General features: G+C 63.5%; 21 protein-coding genes. 5 read left to right on the top strand and 16 right to left on the bottom strand.

Features of this window, described 5'->3' with window-relative positions:
- Positions 1-38 precede the first annotated feature (38 nt).
- The 4 genes from apaG to recO form a co-directional block, all read right to left on the bottom strand.
- The gene (apaG, locus tag FHS49_RS15040; RefSeq protein WP_184020089.1) at positions 39-437 is read right to left on the bottom strand and encodes a Co2+/Mg2+ efflux protein ApaG; all 399 of its coding nucleotides are present in this window, start codon (positions 435-437) and stop codon (positions 39-41) included.
- Positions 434-1,642 (bottom strand): trans-sulfuration enzyme family protein, encoded by a 1,209-nt coding sequence (locus FHS49_RS15035; protein WP_184020087.1) that lies wholly within the window; start codon positions 1,640-1,642, stop codon positions 434-436. The genes apaG and FHS49_RS15035 overlap by 4 nt, the downstream gene beginning before the upstream one ends.
- A 28-nt stretch (positions 1,643-1,670) precedes the next feature.
- Positions 1,671-2,714: a 3-isopropylmalate dehydrogenase gene (gene leuB, locus FHS49_RS15030; RefSeq protein WP_184020085.1), complete on the bottom strand. Its 1,044-nt coding sequence runs from the start codon at positions 2,712-2,714 to the stop codon at positions 1,671-1,673.
- A 156-nt stretch (positions 2,715-2,870) separates the two neighbouring features.
- Positions 2,871-3,482 (bottom strand): DNA repair protein RecO, encoded by a 612-nt coding sequence (gene recO, locus FHS49_RS15025; RefSeq protein ID WP_184020083.1) that lies wholly within the window; start codon positions 3,480-3,482, stop codon positions 2,871-2,873.
- Between the two features lie 70 nt (positions 3,483-3,552).
- Here recO and FHS49_RS15020 point away from each other — a divergent pair, with 70 nt between their 5' ends.
- Genes FHS49_RS15020 through FHS49_RS15010 form a run of 3 tightly spaced genes read left to right on the top strand, consistent with a single transcriptional unit; the run spans position 3,553 to position 6,603 of the window.
- Positions 3,553-4,569: a polysaccharide deacetylase family protein gene (locus FHS49_RS15020; protein WP_246350824.1), complete on the top strand. Its 1,017-nt coding sequence runs from the start codon at positions 3,553-3,555 to the stop codon at positions 4,567-4,569.
- On the top strand, positions 4,566-5,741 hold the full coding sequence (locus FHS49_RS15015) for a GNAT family N-acetyltransferase (RefSeq protein ID WP_184020081.1): 1,176 nt from the start codon (positions 4,566-4,568) through the stop codon (positions 5,739-5,741). Before FHS49_RS15020 ends, FHS49_RS15015 begins: the two co-directional genes overlap by 4 nt.
- 4 nt (positions 5,742-5,745) lie before the next feature.
- Positions 5,746-6,603, top strand: coding sequence for a cupin-like domain-containing protein (locus FHS49_RS15010; protein WP_184020079.1), 858 nt, complete (start codon positions 5,746-5,748; stop codon positions 6,601-6,603).
- A 26-nt stretch (positions 6,604-6,629) separates the two neighbouring features.
- Here FHS49_RS15010 and uvrC read toward each other — a convergent pair whose 3' ends face one another.
- Both uvrC and FHS49_RS15000 read right to left on the bottom strand, forming a co-directional pair.
- Positions 6,630-8,552, bottom strand: a complete 1,923-nt coding sequence (uvrC, locus tag FHS49_RS15005; protein ID WP_184020077.1) for an excinuclease ABC subunit UvrC — start codon at positions 8,550-8,552, stop codon at positions 6,630-6,632.
- 106 nt (positions 8,553-8,658) lie between these two features.
- The gene (locus FHS49_RS15000; protein ID WP_184020075.1) at positions 8,659-9,105 is read right to left on the bottom strand and encodes an RrF2 family transcriptional regulator; all 447 of its coding nucleotides are present in this window, start codon (positions 9,103-9,105) and stop codon (positions 8,659-8,661) included.
- Positions 9,106-9,211: 106 nt separating this feature from the next.
- Here FHS49_RS15000 and FHS49_RS14995 point away from each other — a divergent pair, with 106 nt between their 5' ends.
- A complete protein-coding gene (locus FHS49_RS14995) occupies positions 9,212-9,655 on the top strand; it encodes a globin domain-containing protein (protein WP_184020073.1) in 444 nt (147 codons plus the stop codon).
- A gap of 96 nt (positions 9,656-9,751) precedes the next feature.
- Here FHS49_RS14995 and FHS49_RS14990 read toward each other — a convergent pair whose 3' ends face one another.
- The 8 genes from FHS49_RS14990 to FHS49_RS19905 all read right to left on the bottom strand — a co-directional run bounded on the left by FHS49_RS14990 (position 9,752) and on the right by FHS49_RS19905 (position 16,459).
- Positions 9,752-10,351 (bottom strand): F0F1 ATP synthase subunit B family protein, encoded by a 600-nt coding sequence (locus FHS49_RS14990; RefSeq protein ID WP_184020071.1) that lies wholly within the window; start codon positions 10,349-10,351, stop codon positions 9,752-9,754.
- Positions 10,344-10,838 (bottom strand): F0F1 ATP synthase subunit B, encoded by a 495-nt coding sequence (locus tag FHS49_RS14985; RefSeq protein WP_184020069.1) that lies wholly within the window; start codon positions 10,836-10,838, stop codon positions 10,344-10,346. The genes FHS49_RS14990 and FHS49_RS14985 overlap by 8 nt, the downstream gene beginning before the upstream one ends.
- 79 nt (positions 10,839-10,917) lie before the next feature.
- A complete protein-coding gene (locus tag FHS49_RS14980; protein ID WP_017670380.1) occupies positions 10,918-11,145 on the bottom strand; it encodes a F0F1 ATP synthase subunit C in 228 nt (75 codons plus the stop codon).
- Between the two features lie 61 nt (positions 11,146-11,206).
- Positions 11,207-11,995, bottom strand: coding sequence for a F0F1 ATP synthase subunit A (locus FHS49_RS14975; protein WP_484592889.1), 789 nt, complete (start codon positions 11,993-11,995; stop codon positions 11,207-11,209).
- 38 nt (positions 11,996-12,033) lie between these two features.
- Positions 12,034-12,351, bottom strand: coding sequence for an AtpZ/AtpI family protein (locus tag FHS49_RS14970; protein ID WP_184020067.1), 318 nt, complete (start codon positions 12,349-12,351; stop codon positions 12,034-12,036).
- Positions 12,352-12,606: 255 nt separating this feature from the next.
- Complete coding sequence (locus FHS49_RS14965; RefSeq protein WP_246350821.1) at positions 12,607-12,984, bottom strand: YdbL family probable chaperone protein; 378 nt, start codon at positions 12,982-12,984, stop codon at positions 12,607-12,609.
- Entirely contained in the window at positions 12,984-13,175 is a 192-nt protein-coding gene (locus FHS49_RS14960) for a YnbE family lipoprotein (RefSeq protein ID WP_184020065.1), read from the bottom strand. Before FHS49_RS14960 ends, FHS49_RS14965 begins: the two co-directional genes overlap by 1 nt.
- 47 nt (positions 13,176-13,222) lie before the next feature.
- Positions 13,223-16,459, bottom strand: a complete 3,237-nt coding sequence (locus FHS49_RS19905; protein WP_184020063.1) for an intermembrane phospholipid transport protein YdbH family protein — start codon at positions 16,457-16,459, stop codon at positions 13,223-13,225.
- Positions 16,460-16,599: 140 nt separating this feature from the next.
- On the opposite strand from FHS49_RS19905, the gene radC reads away from it, so the two are divergent.
- Positions 16,600-17,301, top strand: coding sequence for a RadC family protein (radC, locus tag FHS49_RS14950; protein ID WP_184020061.1), 702 nt, complete (start codon positions 16,600-16,602; stop codon positions 17,299-17,301).
- 307 nt (positions 17,302-17,608) lie between these two features.
- Here radC and FHS49_RS14945 read toward each other — a convergent pair whose 3' ends face one another.
- Both FHS49_RS14945 and FHS49_RS14940 read right to left on the bottom strand, forming a co-directional pair.
- Complete coding sequence (locus FHS49_RS14945) at positions 17,609-18,064, bottom strand: EF-hand domain-containing protein (protein WP_184020059.1); 456 nt, start codon at positions 18,062-18,064, stop codon at positions 17,609-17,611.
- Between the two features lie 191 nt (positions 18,065-18,255).
- Positions 18,256-18,591, bottom strand: a complete 336-nt coding sequence (locus tag FHS49_RS14940; RefSeq protein ID WP_184020057.1) for a hypothetical protein — start codon at positions 18,589-18,591, stop codon at positions 18,256-18,258.
- Positions 18,592-18,764 lie beyond the last annotated feature (173 nt).

Below are 18,764 nucleotides of genomic sequence, written 5' to 3'. Positions count from 1 at the left end.
GACTTGGCTCGGGACAAACGGTGTTTGGAACAACAACGTCATCCCGCATTCACCGGGGCGAGCAAAGGAAAGCGCGGTATCTTCACATCGAATGCTGAGCCATCTTCGCCCACCATATGATAATTGCCCTGCATCGCGCCCGTGGGCGTGGCGAGCGGACAGCCGGAGACATAGTCATAGGAGCCGCCCGGCGCGAGCACGGGCTGTTCGCCCACCACGCCTTCGCCTTCCACGGAATGCCGCGCGCCGCGTCCGTCGGTGATCACCCAATGGCGGGTGAGCAATTGCACGGTCATCTCGCCCTCATTCTCCAGCCGGATATGATAGGCCCAGAACCAGCGCCCCTTATCCGGCTCCGACTGTTCGGGCAGATAGCTGACCGACACCCGCACGACCACGCCGCGCGTCGTTTCCGCATAAGGGAAAAGCGCCTTCAAAGCCCCACGGCTTTCAAAGCCTGGTCGAAATCCTCGATCACATCCTGCGGATCCTCAAGCCCGACATTGAGGCGCAGCATCCCCTCATCCACGCCCATGGCGAGCCGCGTCTCTTCGCTCAAGCCCGCGTGCGTGGTGGAGGCGGGATGAGTCATCAGCGAGCGGCTGTCCCCGATATTGTTGGAAATATCGACCAGCTTGAGCGCATCGAGCAGGCCGTGCGCCTGTGTGCGTCCGCCATCCAGATAGAGCGAGAAGATCGGTCCGCAGGCGCTCATCTGCTGCATCGCCAGCTCATGCTGGGGATGGCTGGCAAGCCCCGGATGCAGCACGCGCGGTACGCGGCTCTCCAGGAACGCGCCGACCTTCAGTGCATTCTCGCTCTGGCGGTTGATCCGCAGATCGAGCGTCTCCAGCCCCTTCAGCACCACCCAGGCGTTGAACGCGCTGAGCGTCGGCCCGGTGTTGCGCGTGAAGGGCAGCAAAATGTTGTTGATGAAATCCTCGGTGCCGCACACCGCACCCGCCAGCACGCGGCCCTGCCCGTCCATCATCTTGGTGGCCGAATAAGCAACGACATCGGCGCCGAATTCCATCGGCCGCTGCAGCGCGGGCGTGGCGAAGGCATTGTCCACCACCGTGGTGATCCCGGCCTTCTTCGCGATATCGCACACGGCCTTGATATCCACGATATCCATCGTGGGATTGGCGGGGGTTTCGAAGAAGAACACCTTGGTATTGGGCTGGATCGCATCCTGCCACGCCTGTGTGTCACGCGCGTCGATGATCGTGGTGCTGATCCCGAAGCGCGGCATCAGACTATCCGTCAACCAGCGGCACGAGCCGAAGGCGGCGCGCCCGGCCACGACATGATCGCCCTGCGACAATTGACACAGCATCGCCGCGGTCATCGCCGCCATGCCCGAAGCCTGTGCGCGGCAAGCTTCGGCACCCTCCATCAGGGCGATGCGCTGTTCCAGCATCTCGGTGGTCGGGTTCTGCAGGCGGCTATAGGTCATCCCCTGCTGTTCGCCCGCAAAGCGCGCCGCGGCATCGCCCGCGCAATCATAGGCATAGCCCGAAGTGAGGAACAAAGCCTCGCTCGTCTCGCCATATTCGGAACGCGCCGTGCCGCCGCGCACCGCCTGGGTGGCGGGACGCCAATGCTTGGTGATCGAACGATCCTGGCCGGTCTTTCTCTTCATCGCCGTGTTTCTCTATTCCCTTGGGTGTTCAGGTCAATGCGGCGATGACGGCTTCGCCCATCGCGGCCGTGCTCATCGTGCCGCCCAGATCGAAGCTGCGCGCGCCACCGGCCAGCGCCTTGCTCACGGCGGCCTCGATCCGGTCCGCCGGTTCGGGCCTATCGAGCGAATAGCGCAGCATCATCGCGGCCGAGAGGATCGTCGCCAGCGGATTGGCCTTGCCCTGCCCCGCGATATCGGGCGCGGAACCATGGATCGGCTCATACAGCCCCTTGCCCGCCGCATCGAGCGAGGCCGAGGGCAGCATCCCGATCGATCCGACGCACATGCTGGCCTGATCGGAGAGGATGTCGCCAAAGAGATTGCCCGTCACGATCACGTCGAACTGGCCGGGATTGCGCACGAGCTGCATCGCGCAATTGTCCACATACATGTGGCTCAATTCCACATCGGGATAGGCCGATGACACTTCGATCACCACATCGCGCCACAATTGCGAGGTTTCGAGCACATTGGCTTTATCGACGGAACACAATTTGCCGCGCCGCGCCTGCGCCGTCTTGAAACCCGAATGCGCGATCCGCGCCACTTCGGACTCATTATAGCTCATGATGTCATAGCCTTCGCGCAGACCGTCCTTGGTCTTGCGCATCCCCTTTTCGCCGAAATAGACGTCGCCATTCAGTTCGCGCACGATGACCATATCGATCTGGCGCGCGACTTCGGGGCGCAGCGCGGAAGCATCGGCCAGCTCGGGAAACAGCTTGGCGGGGCGGAGGTTGGAGAAGAGCGACAATTCCTTGCGCAGACCGAGGATCGCCTGTTCGGGGCGCAGATGCCGCTCCAGCGCATCGCAATCGGGATCGCCCACCGCGCCGAACAGGATCGCATCCGCCTGCCGCGCCAGTTCCAGCGTGGCCGGGGGCAGCGGATGACCAGTGGACTTATAAGCCGCCCCGCCCACCGGCGCGGTCTCGAACACCAGCCCGCATCCCGCCGCATCCAGCACGCGCACGGTTTCGGCGATCACTTCGGGTCCGATCCCGTCTCCGGGCAGCAGGGCAATCAACATGGCGTTCTAAAATCTCCAAAGATCCATTCGGGCTGAGCCGGTCTAAGCCCATTTCTTCTTCGCAATCTTGCTGGAAAGGAGAAGAAATCGCTTCGACAGGCTCCGGGCAAACGATGTGCGTGTCAGTTGCGAAAGCCAATGCCCTCCCTCACCGCGTCACGCAACCGCCCTTTTCAGCCGGTCTACCAGACGTTCCCGCGCCGCCATGACGTCAATCCGGCGTTCAGCGAAGATATTGGCCGATAAAGCCTGCCCGGTCTCACGCAATGCGCCCAATATATCGCGCCATTCCGGATCCGCGGGCATCACCACGGATGGCGCGCGGCCAAAGCCGAGTTCCGCCAGCAGCAGCACCTCATAACGCGCCAGCGCCACGGCCCAGCCGCGCGCGGCGGGCGCGGCTTCGATCGCGCCCAGCACACCATCCAGCGCGCCATAGATATGCGGATAGGGCTGCCCCTCCGGCAACGCGCTGGCGGTGAGCGCGGTGGCCCAATCCAGCGCTGCGGCGGCCAGCGGCTCGGCCATCAGCGGGGCGCGGCTGTGGATCAATTCCACGGTCAGCCCGGCCAGTTGATCCTCGGTCCGCGCCCGGAAATCGCCCATCACGATGTTGGATGGCATCAGCACGGGGCGCATCGTGCGCGAACGCCCGCCGCGGACATAGCCGCCGAGCAGACCGTGCGCCTCCGTCATGGCGCGCACGATCGCGCCATGTTCGCCATGCGATCGCACGGCGCAGATGATAGCCTGGGCCTCGATACGCATGACCTACTTCCTATGCGATATGCGCGCGCTGGCAAGCGGGCGGTAACCATTGCCCGCTAGAAGCAGCGGCATGAAGCACGAAGCCTTTGCCGCGCGCCGCGCCCCTGCGCGGCTGGATATGCCGCCGCGCGCGGACCAGCGCGCGCCATTGCCCGCCGATTTCGGCCGCCGCTTCGTGATCTTCGGCGATGCGGAGGAAGAGTTTGACTGGAACGCGCCCTTCGCCCGCACCAATATCGCTACCAGCGCCATCGCCAGCCTGCCTGAGGCGACGCGCCGCTTCAACGATCACGGGGCGATCCCCTGCTATATGGTCGATTATCCCGTGGTGGATAACCCCCGCAGCGCCACCATCCTGCGCGCCATGGCGGATGGCGACGCCTGCGACATCGGCACGCAGCTTCACCCCTGGGTCAACCCGCCGTTCGACGAGGATATCAGCGATCGCAACAGCTTCACCGGCAATCTGCCCCGCCCGCTGCAACGCGCCAAGCTCCATGCGCTGACGGACAGGATCGAACAGGCGACAGGCCAGCGCCCGATCATCTATCGCGCTGGCCGCTATGGCATTGGCGAACACACCGCCGATCTTTTGATCGAGGCGGGATATCGGCTCGACGTCTCGGTGCGCGCGCTGTTCGATTACCGCGCGGCCGGCGGCGCTGATTTTTCGCATCATCCGATCTGGCCATGGCATGTGGCCGGGCCTTTGTGGGAAGCGCCGCTGACCGCTGCATGGCTGGGCGGATTGCGGCGCTTTCCCGGTCTGCACGCTTCCCCCGCCTTGCGTGGCCCGCTTGCCCGGCTGGGTCTACTCAACCGCATCGCGCTGACGCCCGAGGATATGCCGCTGCCCGATGTGCTGGAGGCGATCCGGATCCTGCTGGGCGCGGGGCATCGCTTGTTCAGCCTGTCCTTCCATACCCCCAGCGTCGAGATCGGTCATACGCCCTATGTGCGTGACGCCGCCGATCTGAAGCGCTTCTGGGCGTGGTGGGACGGTGTGTTTGCGCTGTTCGCACGCGAGGGCGTGGCCGCCATCAGGGGGCCGGAGATCGTGCAAGCGCTCGATCGGGCGGGCGCATGAAGCAATCGCCCGCCAGCGCCTTTGCCGGGGCGACGCCGGCCCCCAGCCCGCTCGGCCCTGCGCCCTCCGTCGAAGTGCGCGCGATCCGCGACATTCCGGAGGATTGGGCACCCTTATGGGATGATCTGGCCGCCCATGCCGCCGAACCCAATTGCTTTGCCGCGCGCTGGTTCATGATGCCCGCCATCCGGCATCTGGCAGGGGACGGTCCGATCCGGATGCTCGCCATATGGCAGGGACGCGCGCTGATCGGGCTCATGCCTGTCACGATCGCCCGGAACTATGGCCGTGCGCCGGTGCGCCATGTGCAGAACTGGCTGCATTTTCACAATTTTCTGGGCACGCCGCTGATCCGGGCGGGCCATGAGGCCGATGTCTGGACCGCGATCCTGGAATCGCTCGATCAGGCCGAATGGGCACCGGGGTTTCTGCATATCAACGGACTGGTGGAGGACGGACCGGTGATGACCGGGCTGCGCGCCACGGGCCGCCGCGTGGATGTGGTGCACCGTGTCGCCCGTGCGATGCTGCAGAGCGATCTCGGCCCGACGGCCTATTATGAAGCGACCGTGCGCAAGAAGAAGCGCAAGGAGATCGCCCGCCTCGCCGCCCGCCTCGCCGAAAAGGGCACGGTCAGCCATGCGCGCTTTGGTCCCGGCGATGATCCCGCGCGCTGGTGCGATGCATTTCTGGCGCTGGAGATGAGCGGCTGGAAAGGGCGCTCGGGATCCGCGCTGGGATGCACCGCCGCAACCCGCGCCTTTCTCGACGCGATCGTCAAGGGTGCCGCCACGGCGGGACAGCTCGATTTCGTGAAGCTCTCTCTGAATGGCCAGCCGATCGCGATGCTGCTCAATCTGCTCAGCCCGCCGGGCAGTTTCTCGTTCAAGATCGCCTTTGACGAAGCCTATGCCCGCTTTTCGCCGGGCGTGCTCATCCAGCTTGAAAATCTGAACATGCTCGAGCGCCCCGGCATCGCCTGGATGGATAGCTGCGCGGTGGAGGATCATCCGATGATCAACAGCCTGTGGGCGGAGCGCCGGGCGCTTGTCCGCGTCTCGATCCCGCTCGGCGGGGTCCGGCGCGGCTTGCTGTTCCATGGCTGCCGCATGGCCGAAAACGCGCTCGTCTTCGTCCGGCGGGTCATGCCGGCCCGGCGCGACGGCGCATAGGCTCATGATGAAGCCCGTTTTCTCCGCCGCATCGCTCGATGACTTCGCAACGCTCTATCCCGCGCATCCGGGGCTGCTGCGCCATGATCTGACGGACCATCCTCTGCTGAGGCTCGACGCGCTGGTCGCGCTGGCCCAGCGGATGACACCCGATACGGTGGAATATAACCGCGCCGATCTGCCCATCGGTATCGATCCTGCGGATATTCCGGCCAATAGGCTGTCGATCGCCGAGACGATCCGTTCGATCGAACGCAACGGATCGTGGATGGTGCTCAAATTCGTCGAGCAGGATCCCGCCTATCGGGCGCTGCTGAAAGAGACGCTGGCCGCGCTTCATCCCGTGACCGATCCCGCCACGGGGCCGATGCTGACGCAGGCCGGGTTCATCTTCATCTCTTCCCCTGACGCCGTGACCCCCTTCCACTTCGATCCCGAGCATAATATCCTGCTCCAGATCCGCGGCGACAAGGTGATGACCGTCTGCCCCGCGCATGACGAGCGCATCGTGCCGGGCGAGCATCACGAAACCTTCCACATGGGCGGCCATCGCAACCTGCCGTGGCGCGACGATTTCAGCACCAAGGCGGAAGCCTTCCGGCTGACGCCCGGCGATGCGCTCCATGTGCCGGTCAAAGCGCCGCATTGGGTGAAGAACGGGCCGGATGTCTCCATCTCCTTCTCGATCACCTGGCGCTCGCGCTGGAGCTATCAGGAGGCCGATGCGCGCGGCATGAACCATGTGCTGCGCGGACTGGGCCTTGAGCCGAAAGCACCCAAGGCTTTTCCGGACCATAATATCGGCAAATCCGTGGCCTATCGTGTGATCCGGAGGGCGAAGCGCGTTTTTGGCAGAGGGTGAGTTAGACTCCCGCCATCCCCACCCACTCACCCGCCCCCATGAAAGAAATCGTAAATCCCCTGCGCCATCGCGGTGGAGACGCCCGGTGCCTTTTGCAGATCCTCCAGCGCGGCATTCTTCACCGCCTTGGCCGTGCCGAAGTGCATCAGCAGCGCCTTCTTGCGCGCCGGGCCGATGCCGGGCACCTCGTCCAGCGTGCTCGTCACGATCGCCTTGGCGCGCTTGGCCCGGTGCGCGCCGATCGCGAAGCGATGCACCTCGTCGCGCAGTCTCTGGAGATGGAACATCACCGGCGCGTTGACGGGCAGCGTGAATTCACGACCATCGGGAAAATGGAAGGTTTCGCGCCCGGCGTTGCGATCCGGCCCCTTGGAGATGCCGATGATCGGCACATCCTCGATCCCCAGTTCGTCCAGCACGGCCTTCACCGCGCTCACCTGCCCCTTGCCGCCGTCGATCAGCACCAGATCGGGCCATTCCTGCCCCTCGCGATCCGGATCCTCGCGCTGGACGCGGCCGAAGCGGCGCTCCATCACCTCGCGCATCATCGCGAAATCATCGCCCGGCGCGGTGTCGGGCCGCTTGATATTGAATTTGCGATAGGCGCCCTTGCGGAACCCCTCCGGCCCCGCGACCACCATCCCGCCCACGGCATTGCTGCCCTGGATATGGCTGTTGTCATAGACCTCGATCCGGTCCGGCGGGCCTTCCAGCTCAAACAATTCGGCCATTTCACGGAAGATCTTGGCCTGCGTCGTGCTTTCAGCCTGATGCCGGTCCAGCGCTTCCGTCGCGTTGCGGCTGGCCTGCCGCATCAGCCGCGCGCGATCGCCGCGCTGCGGGACGGAGATCGCCACCTTGCCCCCCGCGCGCTCGCACAAAGCCTCCGCCACCAGTTCGGCCTCGGGCAATTCTCGATCGATCAGGATCGTGCGCGGCGGCGGCACATCCTCGTAAAATTGCATGAGAAAGCTCGCGAGCACCTCATCCTCGGGCACGTCCTGCGTATGTGCCGGGAAGAAGCTGCGATGTCCCCAATTCTGCCCACCGCGGATGAAGAAGGCCTGGATGCACATCGTCCCGGATTTGTTAGCCAGCGCGAAGATATCGGCATCCCCCACCCCTTCGGCATTCACCGCCTGGCTGCCCTGGATGAAGGTGAGCGCCTTCAGCCGGTCGCGCAGCACGGCCGCCTGCTCGAAATCGAGATTGAGGCTGGCGTGCTCCATCGCCTTGCCCAGCCGCGCCTGCACCTGGGTCGCCTTGCCGCCGAGGAAATCCTTCGCTTCGGACACCAGCCCGGCATAATCCTCCCGGCTGATCCGGTCGACGCACGGGGCCGAGCAGCGCTTGATCTGATAAAGCAAACACGGCCGATCGCGATTGTTGAAGAAACTGTCCGTGCAGCTTCGCAACAGGAACAGTTTCTGCAGCGCATTCAACGTGCGCCCCACCTCTCCGGCGCTGGCGAAGGGGCCGTAATAATGCCCCTTCGCCTTGCGCGCGCCGCGATGCTTCTGGATGCGCGGAAAGGCATGATCGGCGCGCAGCAGGATGAAGGGGAAGCTCTTGTCGTCGCGCAGCAGCACGTTGTACGCCGGGCGATAGCGCTTGATGAGTTGCGCCTCCAGCAGCAGCGCCTCGGCCTCATTGTTGGTCGTCACGATCGTCATCGATCGCGTCTGCGCGACCATCCGCTGCAGCCTTTTGGGCAGGCGATTGACCTGGGTATAATTGGTCACCCGGTGCTTCAGCGCGCGCGCCTTGCCCACATAAAGCACATCGCCGCGTGCATCCTGCATCCGGTAGACGCCGGGCCGCGTCGGCAGCGTGGCCAGCACATTGCGGATCGCCGCCACCCCCGCATCGAGATCGGGCTTGTCCGATCCGCGCACCGCATAGGTCGCCTTGTCTTCATTGAACCGGTCGGGAGATTGGGGCGCTGACATGGAGGGGATTTAGGGGCGCAAAGTCCGGCGTGCAAACCGCACGCGCACCTTAATGGCACCAAATCGAATAATCAGCGGCCCGAAACAATGGTCGTGCGTCCGTCGGCTATGCCGGTGCCCCAACATCAGGACGCGTGCGCGGAAACATCAATTCGCTAAAGCCCTTGGTGTCGCGAGCGATGTCGGCCAGACTAAAACCGTCCAGCACCTGTAAAAACCCCGCCACGGCTTGGCCAAGCACGCCTGTAAGACCGCAAGAGCCACCAATCACGCACGCGCCGCAATCGGCGATCCGAAGATCGGTTTCGGTGTGGCGCACGACGGCGCCGATATTGATCTCGGATGCCGGCCGGGCAAGCTGAAAGCCGCCGCCACGACCCCGCACCGTCTTGATAAAACCGCCCCGGCCCAGAACATGGACCACCTTCATCAGATGGTTGCGCGAAATATCGTAGCCCTGCGCGATGGCAGGGATGGAGCAGCGCTGGCCCTCATGCGCCGCCAGATAAATGAGGACGCGAAGCGCGTAATCCGTGTGAAGCGTCAATCGCATAGTCCAAAACTAGCAGCGGAAAGCGAATGCGCCAACAAAGATATATTGCGCTTCCATCTTTCTTCAGCTTATAGATTTATTTCAATTACATCTTTAGGAGCCCGACATGAGCGACACCTTAAAGCCCGAAACCATCGCAATCGTGAAAGCCACGGCCCCTGCCCTGCGCAAGCATGGCCTGGAGATCACAACACGCATGTATGAGCGCCTATTTGTCGATCCCGACGTCCGCGCCTTGTTCGATCAGGCTGCTCAGGAAAGCGGCGAGCAACCCAAGCGCCTAGCCCAGGCGATTCTTGGATTTGCCGAAAATGTAGACAAGCTGGAAGCGCTCTCCGGTGCGGTAGAGCGCATGGCGCATCGCCATATTCAGACTGGGGTCAAGCCCGAGCATTATCCGATGGTTGCAGCCGCGCTATTACCGGCCATCCGCGATATCCTGGGCGACGCAGCCACGGATGAGGTTCTGTCAGCCTGGGGCGAGGCGTATGGCTTGCTTGCCGACATCCTCATCGCCCGCGAGAAAGAACTCTATCAACTCGCCGCCTGATCGGCACGCAAGCCCATCGCGCGATGGGACAAGATACAAACGAAAACGGGCAGCCAATGGCTGCCCGTTTGCGTGCCGCCGATGATGCCCGAGCGCTCAGTTCAGGCGCGTGCCCAGACCGGCGATGGTCTGATCGACCAACGGCTTGTCCTGTGCGGCGCCATGGCCTTGCGCGATCAGCGAGGCTGCTGCAGCGGCGGCGGCTTCGGCGGCCTTGGTGCGGACCGAGGCGATCGCCGCGCGTTCGGCAGCGCCGATCTTGTCTTCGGCCATCTTGGTACGGCGCGCGGTGAGATCCTTGGCGTGATCCTTGGCATCGGCCAGGATCTGCTTCGCTTCGGCTTCGGCATGTTCGCGCATCACGGTCGCTTCGGCTTCGGCGGACTTCACCTTGGCTTCATATTCCGCGCGCAGTGCTTCGGCTTCGGCGCGGAGCGTCTTGGCTTCGTCGAGCTGCTCGCGGATGGTCGCGATCTGCTTGTCGAGCGCGCCACCCAGCAGGGCGGGCACCTTTTTCCAGAGCAGGATGAGGATGAACACGAGCATCGCAAGCGATACCCATGCCGCCGGGTTCAGACCCAGCGCCGAAAGTTCCGGTGCATGGACACCGCCATGGGCCTCAAGGCCTTCCGACGTATCCGCGTGCGCGAGATTGGCTGCCACTTCGGCCGAGCCGGATGCTGCTGCGTTAGCCATTGGCCAGAGCCGCCTTTACTGCAATGGCCGCCTGGGCCGGGGTAATATTGGCACCGGACAACCGGGCAACCATAGCCTGCGCCGCTTCCGCCGCGATGGTTTCGATGCCCGCGCTGGCGGCATCGGACGCTGCCTTGATCCGCGCTTCGGCCGCAGACACGGTGTCTGCGATCTCGGCATCGGCCTTGGCAAGCGCCGTTTCGGAGTCGAATATGCCCTTGGCCTTGGCCGCCTGGGTGACCTTCAGCGCTTCCGCGCGGTTGGCGTCCGTCTTGGCCCGATAGGCTTCCTCGCGCGCGTCCGCATCCTTGCGGGCTTGCTCGGCAGCGGCGAGATCGCCGGCAATCTGCTTGTCACGGGCGTCCACCGTGCTCTGCACCTTGGGCACCATGCCCAGGCCGATCACGAAAAAGACGGCGCCGAAGATCAGCAGCAGCCAGAAAATCTGCGACGCATAGGTTGCGGCTATCTGGGCAATCTGGGGCATTTCAGGGTCCGTTTAGCTCCGCACGCCCCGGCCCCGGTCAAAGCAGCGCTTCGACGGGATCGGGGCGAACGGTTTGAGGTCAGGCGACGAAGATCAGGATCATCGCGACGACGAATGCGAGCAGACCGAGAAGCTCGGCAGCCGCGAAGCCGATGAACAGACGACCCTGCTGGCCGTCTGCGGCTGCGGGATTGCGAAGGGCGCTCTCGAGGAACGAACCGAACACGTTACCCACGCCGATGGCGGCCATGCCGGCACCGATTGCTGCCAGACCCGCACCGATGAGCTTTGCTGCTTCTGCGTCCATAATAATAACTCCTTTTCTTAAATTCAGATTCTAGTGGATTGAAATCAGGGAATTTCCCGGATCAGTGAAGATTTTCCGCATCGTTGATATAAAGCGACGTCAACAAGGCGAACACATAGGCCTGGATCGCGGCGACCAGCATTTCGAGCGCGCAGATCGCGATCATCAGGATGAAGCTGGGCACACCGATCGCCAGGCCGAAGCCGGCGCCGGCATTGGTGCTGTTGATCACGAAGCTGCTCAGCACTTCAAGCAGGACGTGACCCGCCATCATCGCCACGAACAGCCGCAGCGCGAGGCTGAACGGGCGGACCATGAACGACACCAGTTCGATGAACGGGATCAGCCACAGCAGCCACCAGGGCGTGCCATGCGGCACGAAAAGCGAAAAGAAATGCAGGCCGTGCCGCCAGAAGCCGACGATCAGCACGATCGAGAAGCTCAGGATCGCCAGAACGCCGGTGACCGTGAAATGGCTGGTGAAGGTGAACGGATGCACCCCGATCAGCCCCAAAGGCAGCAATCCCAAAAGGTTGGCGAAGAGAATGAACATGAAGATCGAGAAGATATAGGGCACGTATTTCTTGCCCGCGGGGCCGACATTCGCCGACAGCATCCCATCAATGAAGCCGGTCATGCTCTCGACCGCCATCTGCCAGCGACCGGGAACGAGCGCCCGCTTCATCCCGCCAAGCATGAACAGCCACAGCACCACGGCCGTGATCGCCATCCAAAGGGCGGAATTCGTAAACGCGATATTGTGACCCGCAATCGCCCAGTGATCGGTGCCGAATAACGGCTCGATCGTGAACTGGTGCATCGGATCGACTTTACCTGCTTCAGCCGCCACGCGAAAATTCCCAATTATGCAACCAAAGCGCCCGAAAACTAATCCGGGCGCTGGTTCGAAATCCTGATGATGTTCCTGAAGGCAACGACAATTCCGAGGAACAGCATCACCAACAGTGCCCAGGGCGATGTGCCGGCAAAGCGATCAATCACCCAGCCGATCAGCGCGCCGCCGACCATACCCCCGATCAGTTCGGCCAGCACCCGATTGCCCAGACGCGTATTCGCATCCTGGCCTGCGTTTGCTGCCCCTGTCCTGACCGCTTCGTCCTGATGCGCCTGTTTCAACCGCTGTTCGAGCGATTGGAGCCGCGCATCTTCGCCGATGGGGTCTTGTCCGGTCTCGCGTTCCGTCATGCCAGTCCATTCTCCAGATTGAAGCCGGGACGCGGCATAACCGACGAGCGAGCCCGCCAAGGCGCGGTCCGTTTAGGAAGGGAGTGCATTCAAGTCAACCGCTGTGGCGCAGCACCGGGAAACCGGGCATTTATCGCGCGGGTGATGCGCTTAAATCCAACGCCGACCGCTCACGCGCTTTGAAAATAGCGGTCAAAAGGACAACGGCGTCGCGGCGTCGCCGGCCCGCCGGACCGGGTCGACAGGCGAATCGGCTTACGGGCAGCGCGAATGGCGTTGCGGCGCGGCGCTGCCACGGGTCTGCCACTGACCATCGGGTGCCTGATATTTTTCGCCGACGGTCGTTTTCGCAATCAGGTTGCAGCCCGTGATGAACGCGAAATCCTCGATCGACGATCCCTGGGGCACATTTTTGGTGTAGGCGTCCCGGCGCTTGATGTTCAGCGCACTCACCAATTTGCGGATATCGCCGCTTTGCGCGCCCACCACGCCGAGATAGCCATCGAGCTGCTCGCCGACCTGGCCCGAGGCGCGCGCAGCTTCATAGGCCGGATCGCGCTGCGCATGGGCCGCGCCCGCCAAAGCCGATACGGCCAGGGCAAAGCCAAATCCAATCGTCATCACGCGTTTCATCAGAAAATATCCGCTTCCTGTTTGATCAGATTCTTCGCCTCGCCATCGAGACGATAGACCACTTCCTGCTTGATGTTGATGTTCAGGTTGATCTCGATCGGCTTTTCGGGTGCCTTCAACGTGATGCACCCGGAAAGGGCTGCGCACATCAAGGCTCCAAGGCCGATCATCAGTCCGGTTCGGTTCAGCATAAGCGCTGGAGTCGCACCGGATCGCCTGTGGGTCAACATCGCACGCTTCATGGCTTGGTCTCGCTTTCTGACGGCTGAACGACGGGATCGGGCGTTTCGCCGCCGGACGAGGGCGGACCGCCCTCCTGCGCGCTGATCAATGCGCCCAGATTCTGCTCGATCAGCAAGGTGGGATCGTAAAAGGACCGTGCCGAAAACACGAGCTGGCGGAAGGGCGCTGCGATCCGCACGTTGAACTTGATCGGCAGCGCCGCGATCTTGCGGGTGAGGAAATTGCTTTTGGTGCCTTCCCCCTGGCTCAGCCCGGTGAAACCGATCTGCGTGATCATCTCTCCCGCCAGATCGCCGCTCAGCAAAATCTCCAGCGTGCGATAATCGACCGACCGCAGCGTATCGAAGGCGAAATTGCCCCATAGGCCAAGATTCTCCTTCGAGACTTCCCCGATATAGGCCAGATTTCCGCCGCCCTGGCGCACGACGAGGCGGCCATCCACGATCCGTCCGCCATGCTCGTCAAACACCATGGGCAGTACGCCATCGAATATGCCGCTGGCGTTGATATTCTGGAATTCGAAGCTCTGGAGGAAGGCCGCGGCATCGAGGCCGCTCACCCGGAAGGTCAGATTGCGCGGCTTTGTGGCCGCCATATCGAGCGTGGTGGGATCCAGCGTCAGATGTCCATTGGCGAAGGGCCAGTCGCCACCCTCGATCCGCACGCGCTGCTCGGGCAGCAACTGATAGCGGACCACGCCATCCTTCACCGGAATGCCGGGATTGATCTCCCCGATCGTGGCGCGCTGACCGGGCTCGGTGACAAGGCCAAGCAGATCGGTAAAGCGGATTTCCGTGCTCAGATTGGTAACGGGGCCGAACGCCGCCGCCAGATTGGTGCCGGTCGTGCTGAAAACGCCGCTGCTGGTGGCACCGTTTGCCGTCCAGTCGATCCGCCCCTGCCCCTTCATCGTGCCGGTCACATTGGCGACCACGCCCAGCGTCAACGGGGTCAGCGTATCGGGCTGAAATGCGTCGCCAAAGGTGAGCGACGGCACATCGAGCATGGCATGACCGATACCATTGCCCAGCGTATGCGCGATCGTCACGCCGGTGACCGCAATGCCCGTGCGCGCCTCTTTCAAAAGCCCGCGCGCTGCAATCTTGCCATTGACCAGATCGAGTTTGAAATCGTCCGACAGCAAGGGATTGAAGCGTGGCTCGACGGCGGAATCGGAGAGGCGCAGCCCGCCATCCAGATTGAGCGCTCCATTCGCGAAGCCCCAGCCGCCAGACGCTTCGGAGATGATCAGAGGCACCGCGCCGATCTGCCCGCCAAGGCCGGCAAAGCGCCCTGCCCCGCCTTTGCGGCCGAAATGCCCGTCCAGCGTGCCGATATCGAGCCGGGTGACCGCAGTCTCGCTGGTCAGCCGCACCGCGACCGTCTGTGCCGTGATGGCCTGACTGGCGAGCGCAAACTGAAGCCCGCCCGCCGTGATCGTCACCGGATTTGCGCCAATGCGCCCCGTGAGGCGCGGTGCCGCGATCCGCACCCCGCCGCTCATCCGGCCGCTGGGCGACATCGCAAACAGCGCCGCGCCATCATGCGGGCACAGATTGACGCGGTTCGCGCCCAGCACGAGCCCCGCGGCGCTGAGCGAGGCGATCGAGAGCGGCGCGCAGCCGGGATTGATGGACATGCCACCGCGCCCGTCCAGCCGGCCGCTTACCGGCAAGGTCAGCCCGGACACCTGACCGTCGCCCAACGGGCCATCCAGCGTGATCCGCGTATCGAAGCGGGTGCGCCCATCGGGGCCGGCATCGAAACGCACCGGCGTCAGCGCGAGTTGCGCGCCGTCTGCGGCATAAGGCTGGATCGTGGCGACCCCGCGGACCGCTGCGCCGGGTGCGGCCTGCTGCAATTGAACGTCCGCTGTCGGAAAGCCGCCGCCGCCCAGCGACAGCCGGCCATTGACCTGGATCGCGCCGGCGCCGGGCCAGCCGAGGGCGACGGCGCTGGCGTCACCACCGTTCAGCGCCATGCGCATCCCGCTCTCGCTCATCACGGAGAGCGCCGCGATCTTCAGAGAACCCGCTCCGCCCGCCTGCTCCACCGCGAAATCGCCATCGATCCGCGCCGATTTTCCCGCGCGCGTGGCCGCATCGACCAACGCTTTCACTAGCGGCGCGACGGGCGTGCCATCCGCCGCATCGCCATAGCCGGCAATCCGCGCGAGCGTCGCGCGATCCAGCGCGGCCTTCTCCAGCGAAATTTTGCCGCCGAGCGCGATCAACTGGCCACCACCGCGTTGCTTGCCCAGCGTGTATTTGCCATCAAGCCGCAATTCCTGCCCGCTGACCGTGGCCGCGGACACGGACCGCGCGCGCATATCCACGCCGCCATTGGTGCCACGCCGTCCGCCATCGAAGCCGACCGCACCGCTCACCGAATCCAGCACATTGCCGGCATAACTGGCGCGCGCCATTTGAAGCCGGGCATTGCCCTTCCAGCTATTGAGCGCCTCGTTCAGCCGCGCGTCGACATTCGCCTCCGGCTTCGTCAGCGCGAGCCCGGACTCCTTGCACGCGAAGCTCTCGGCCCGCACCGGTCCGGACACCTTGGGCTGGCGATTGGCGACGGAGAGATCGAGCCAGGCCGTCGCCCCCGAAAGCGCGCAATCGCCGAAGGTCAAAGAAGGCGTCACCGCCGCCAATTTGCCCTTGAATCCGCCGGTGAGATTGCCATTCCCCTCCAGCTTCAGACCGATCGGTCCATTGGGCAGATCGAGCCGCATCCGCGCATCCTGCAGCGCCAGATCGAAATCAGGGAGCGTGAAGGGCTTGCCCGTGGGCGCGGGCAGCAATTTGTCGATCTGGCCGAAGGAGAAGGTATCGCCCACCAATGTGCCATGCAGCCGAACGCCGCCAGCACGGATGCCTGTGACTGTTACGCTGCCAAGGCCGACGCTGGTGGTAATTTCGGCCCAGTCTGCGGTTAGATCGGGATCGCGCGGATTGCCGAGCGACAGTTTTTCGAGGCGCTGCGTGCGGAAACCGATCCTGGTGATTTCGTAACGCGCGTCCACGCCGCGCTTTTCCAGCGCATCCGCCACGAAATTCTGCGCGATCGATTTGCGCTGGGTCCACACGATCAGCAGCCCGGCCAGCACTACCACGGCCACACCAAGCGCGACATTGCGACGCCTGCGGCTGCGCTTCGGCCACGCCGCCGCCTGCGCAAGTGCTTCCACCTCGTCCGCAATGTCTTCGATCAGGCCGTCCTTCTCGCTCACGCCCTGTCGTTATCCCTGCCCGTGCGACCCATGAAGCCTGTTTCCTCTCAGACGATCACAACGCACCATTTCCGCATTTGGATCAATCGATTCCGTCCAAGCGTTGCGATTGCGTATCGAGCCTTATAGGCTTGCATTCCATGAGCGGGGATGAACGGGATGAAGCCGGCGCGGCGGATAATGCGGGGCATCGTGCGCGCCTGCGCAAGCGACTGATCGAGGGCGGCGGCGATGCCCTACTGGATCACGAACTGATCGAATATCTGCTCGCCACCGCGATTCCCCGGCGGGATACCAAGCCGCTGGCGAAGACATTGCTTGCCGAGTTCGGCGGCATTGGCGGGCTGGTGTCGGCCGATGCCGAATCGCTCCGCCGTGTGGATGGCGTGGGCGAAGGCGCGATTGCTGCGATCAAGATCGTGCAGGCAACCGCGCTCCGACTGCTCCGCGCCGAAGTGGCAGAACGTCCCATTTTGGGAAGCTGGCAGGCGCTGCTCGATTATCTGCGCGCGGACATGGCGCATATCGGGGTGGAGCGCGTGCGCGTGCTCCATCTGAACAGCCGCAACATGCTGATCCGCGACGAGATGGTGAGCGAAGGATCGGTCGATCAGGCGGCGATCTATGTCCGCGAGGTCATCCGGCGGGCGATCGACCTGGGGTCCGCCTCCATCATCCTGGTCCACAATCACCCCTCGGGCGATCCCTCCCCCAGCAGACAGGATATCGCACTGACACGCGATATCGCGGAAGCCGGCAAGAAGCTCGGCATCGCGGTGCACGATCATATCATCATCGGCGCGCAGGGCCATGCGAGCCTGCGCGCACTGGGGTTGCTGTGAAGCGCGCCGGGGCTGCTGTGAAATGGAGAGGACGCCCATAATTCCGTTTGGGCCGAGCCTGTCGAAGCCTTTTCCTTTCTAACTCCCCTCCACGCCTTCGGGGAGGGGTCGGGGGTGGCTCTTTTTCATCGCGATCAGAAAAAGGCCCACCCCCAGCCCCTCCCGGAAGGCCGGGAGGGGAGTCTTCATCGAGCGTCCTTCCGGAAGGCCGGGAGGAGAGTCGGGACGCATCGGATGCGAAACATGCCGGAATCACAACGGGCGGCTCCTTTCGAAGCCGCCCGCCGCGTGACGAACTCTGGTTCGATCAGCCAGACAGGAAGGTGGTCAACTCACCCTTGCTGACGGCCTGGCTCTTATCGACATCGGCCTGCGCAAACGCCTGACCAGTCCAGGCCTTCAGATCGGCCTCCGCCGTGGTCGCGCCCTGCTGCGCTGGCGATGCGGCCTTCAGCTTCAGCATCCATTCCGCAAACTCTGCCTGGCTCAACTCGCCATTCTTATCGAGATCATAGCTCGGAAAATCAGCCTCGACGACCTGAGCGACCTGGGTCGTCGCATTGGCCGGTGCGGTCGCCTCCGCCGTGGTGGTGGTCGTCGCCGTATCAGGCATCGCACCATCCGGCGCGGGGGTCTCGGTCACGACCTCGGTCGTCGCCTCGGCCGGCGCATCCATCATAGGCTCTGCGGGCATTTCGGTCTGCTGGGCCAGAGCGGGCGAGGCGAAAGCGAAGGCGCTCGCAAGAAGAACTGTACGAATCATGATAACTCTCCTGAATCAAGTGTTCGTGTGTCGCAACGATCAAGGGAAATCGTGTGATAGCGGACACAAGAATAACGGGTGCAGCGGGTGATGGTTCCTGACACACAAGTCTGTTCACCGTCTGCCATACTCGACTCGACCCCGAAGTGTTTGATTCGGCAGATCGCCGGCACGGGGTCGAGCCGATTTCGTCAACGCGGCTTGGCTTTAGACTGTAAAAAGGCCGTCAATTCTGCGGGTGTGACTTGGGCGTTGCTGTCCTTGTCGGTCACCTTGAACGAATCACTGACCCATTTCGTGGTTTTGGCGGGATCGTCCGCGCCGCCCGAATTAGTTTTCAGCGCTGTCAGCCAGGTCGAGAATTCGGCCTGGTTCAGATAGCCCTTGGCCCCCTGATCATAGGCCGGCCAATCCGCCTGGACAATCGCCGCGATATCCGGCGGCGCGGTCGGCGCGGGCGCAGCGTCCTGCGCGAAAGCGGGGGCGGCGATGGCCAGCGCGCCGATGGCGATGAGGTGACGCAACATATCGATACTCTCCGACTGATGATTTCATGCGGCGAGGGGCGCTTCCGGCCCGTATCCGCCACAGCCCTTTCTTGGACGACATGTCGTGCGCTGGCGATGATTGAAGCCCCGGCCCGCCCCTGCTATCGCCCGCCCCAGCCAGAGCCGTGCGCGAAACGCGACGGCGCGATTTA

This window comes from Sphingobium boeckii (assembly GCF_014199215.1).
GTDB classification, from domain to species: Bacteria; Pseudomonadota; Alphaproteobacteria; order Sphingomonadales; family Sphingomonadaceae; genus Sphingobium_A; species Sphingobium_A boeckii.
Note: the sequence above shows the minus strand (reverse complement) of the source record. Positions and strands in the feature narration are given on the sequence as shown.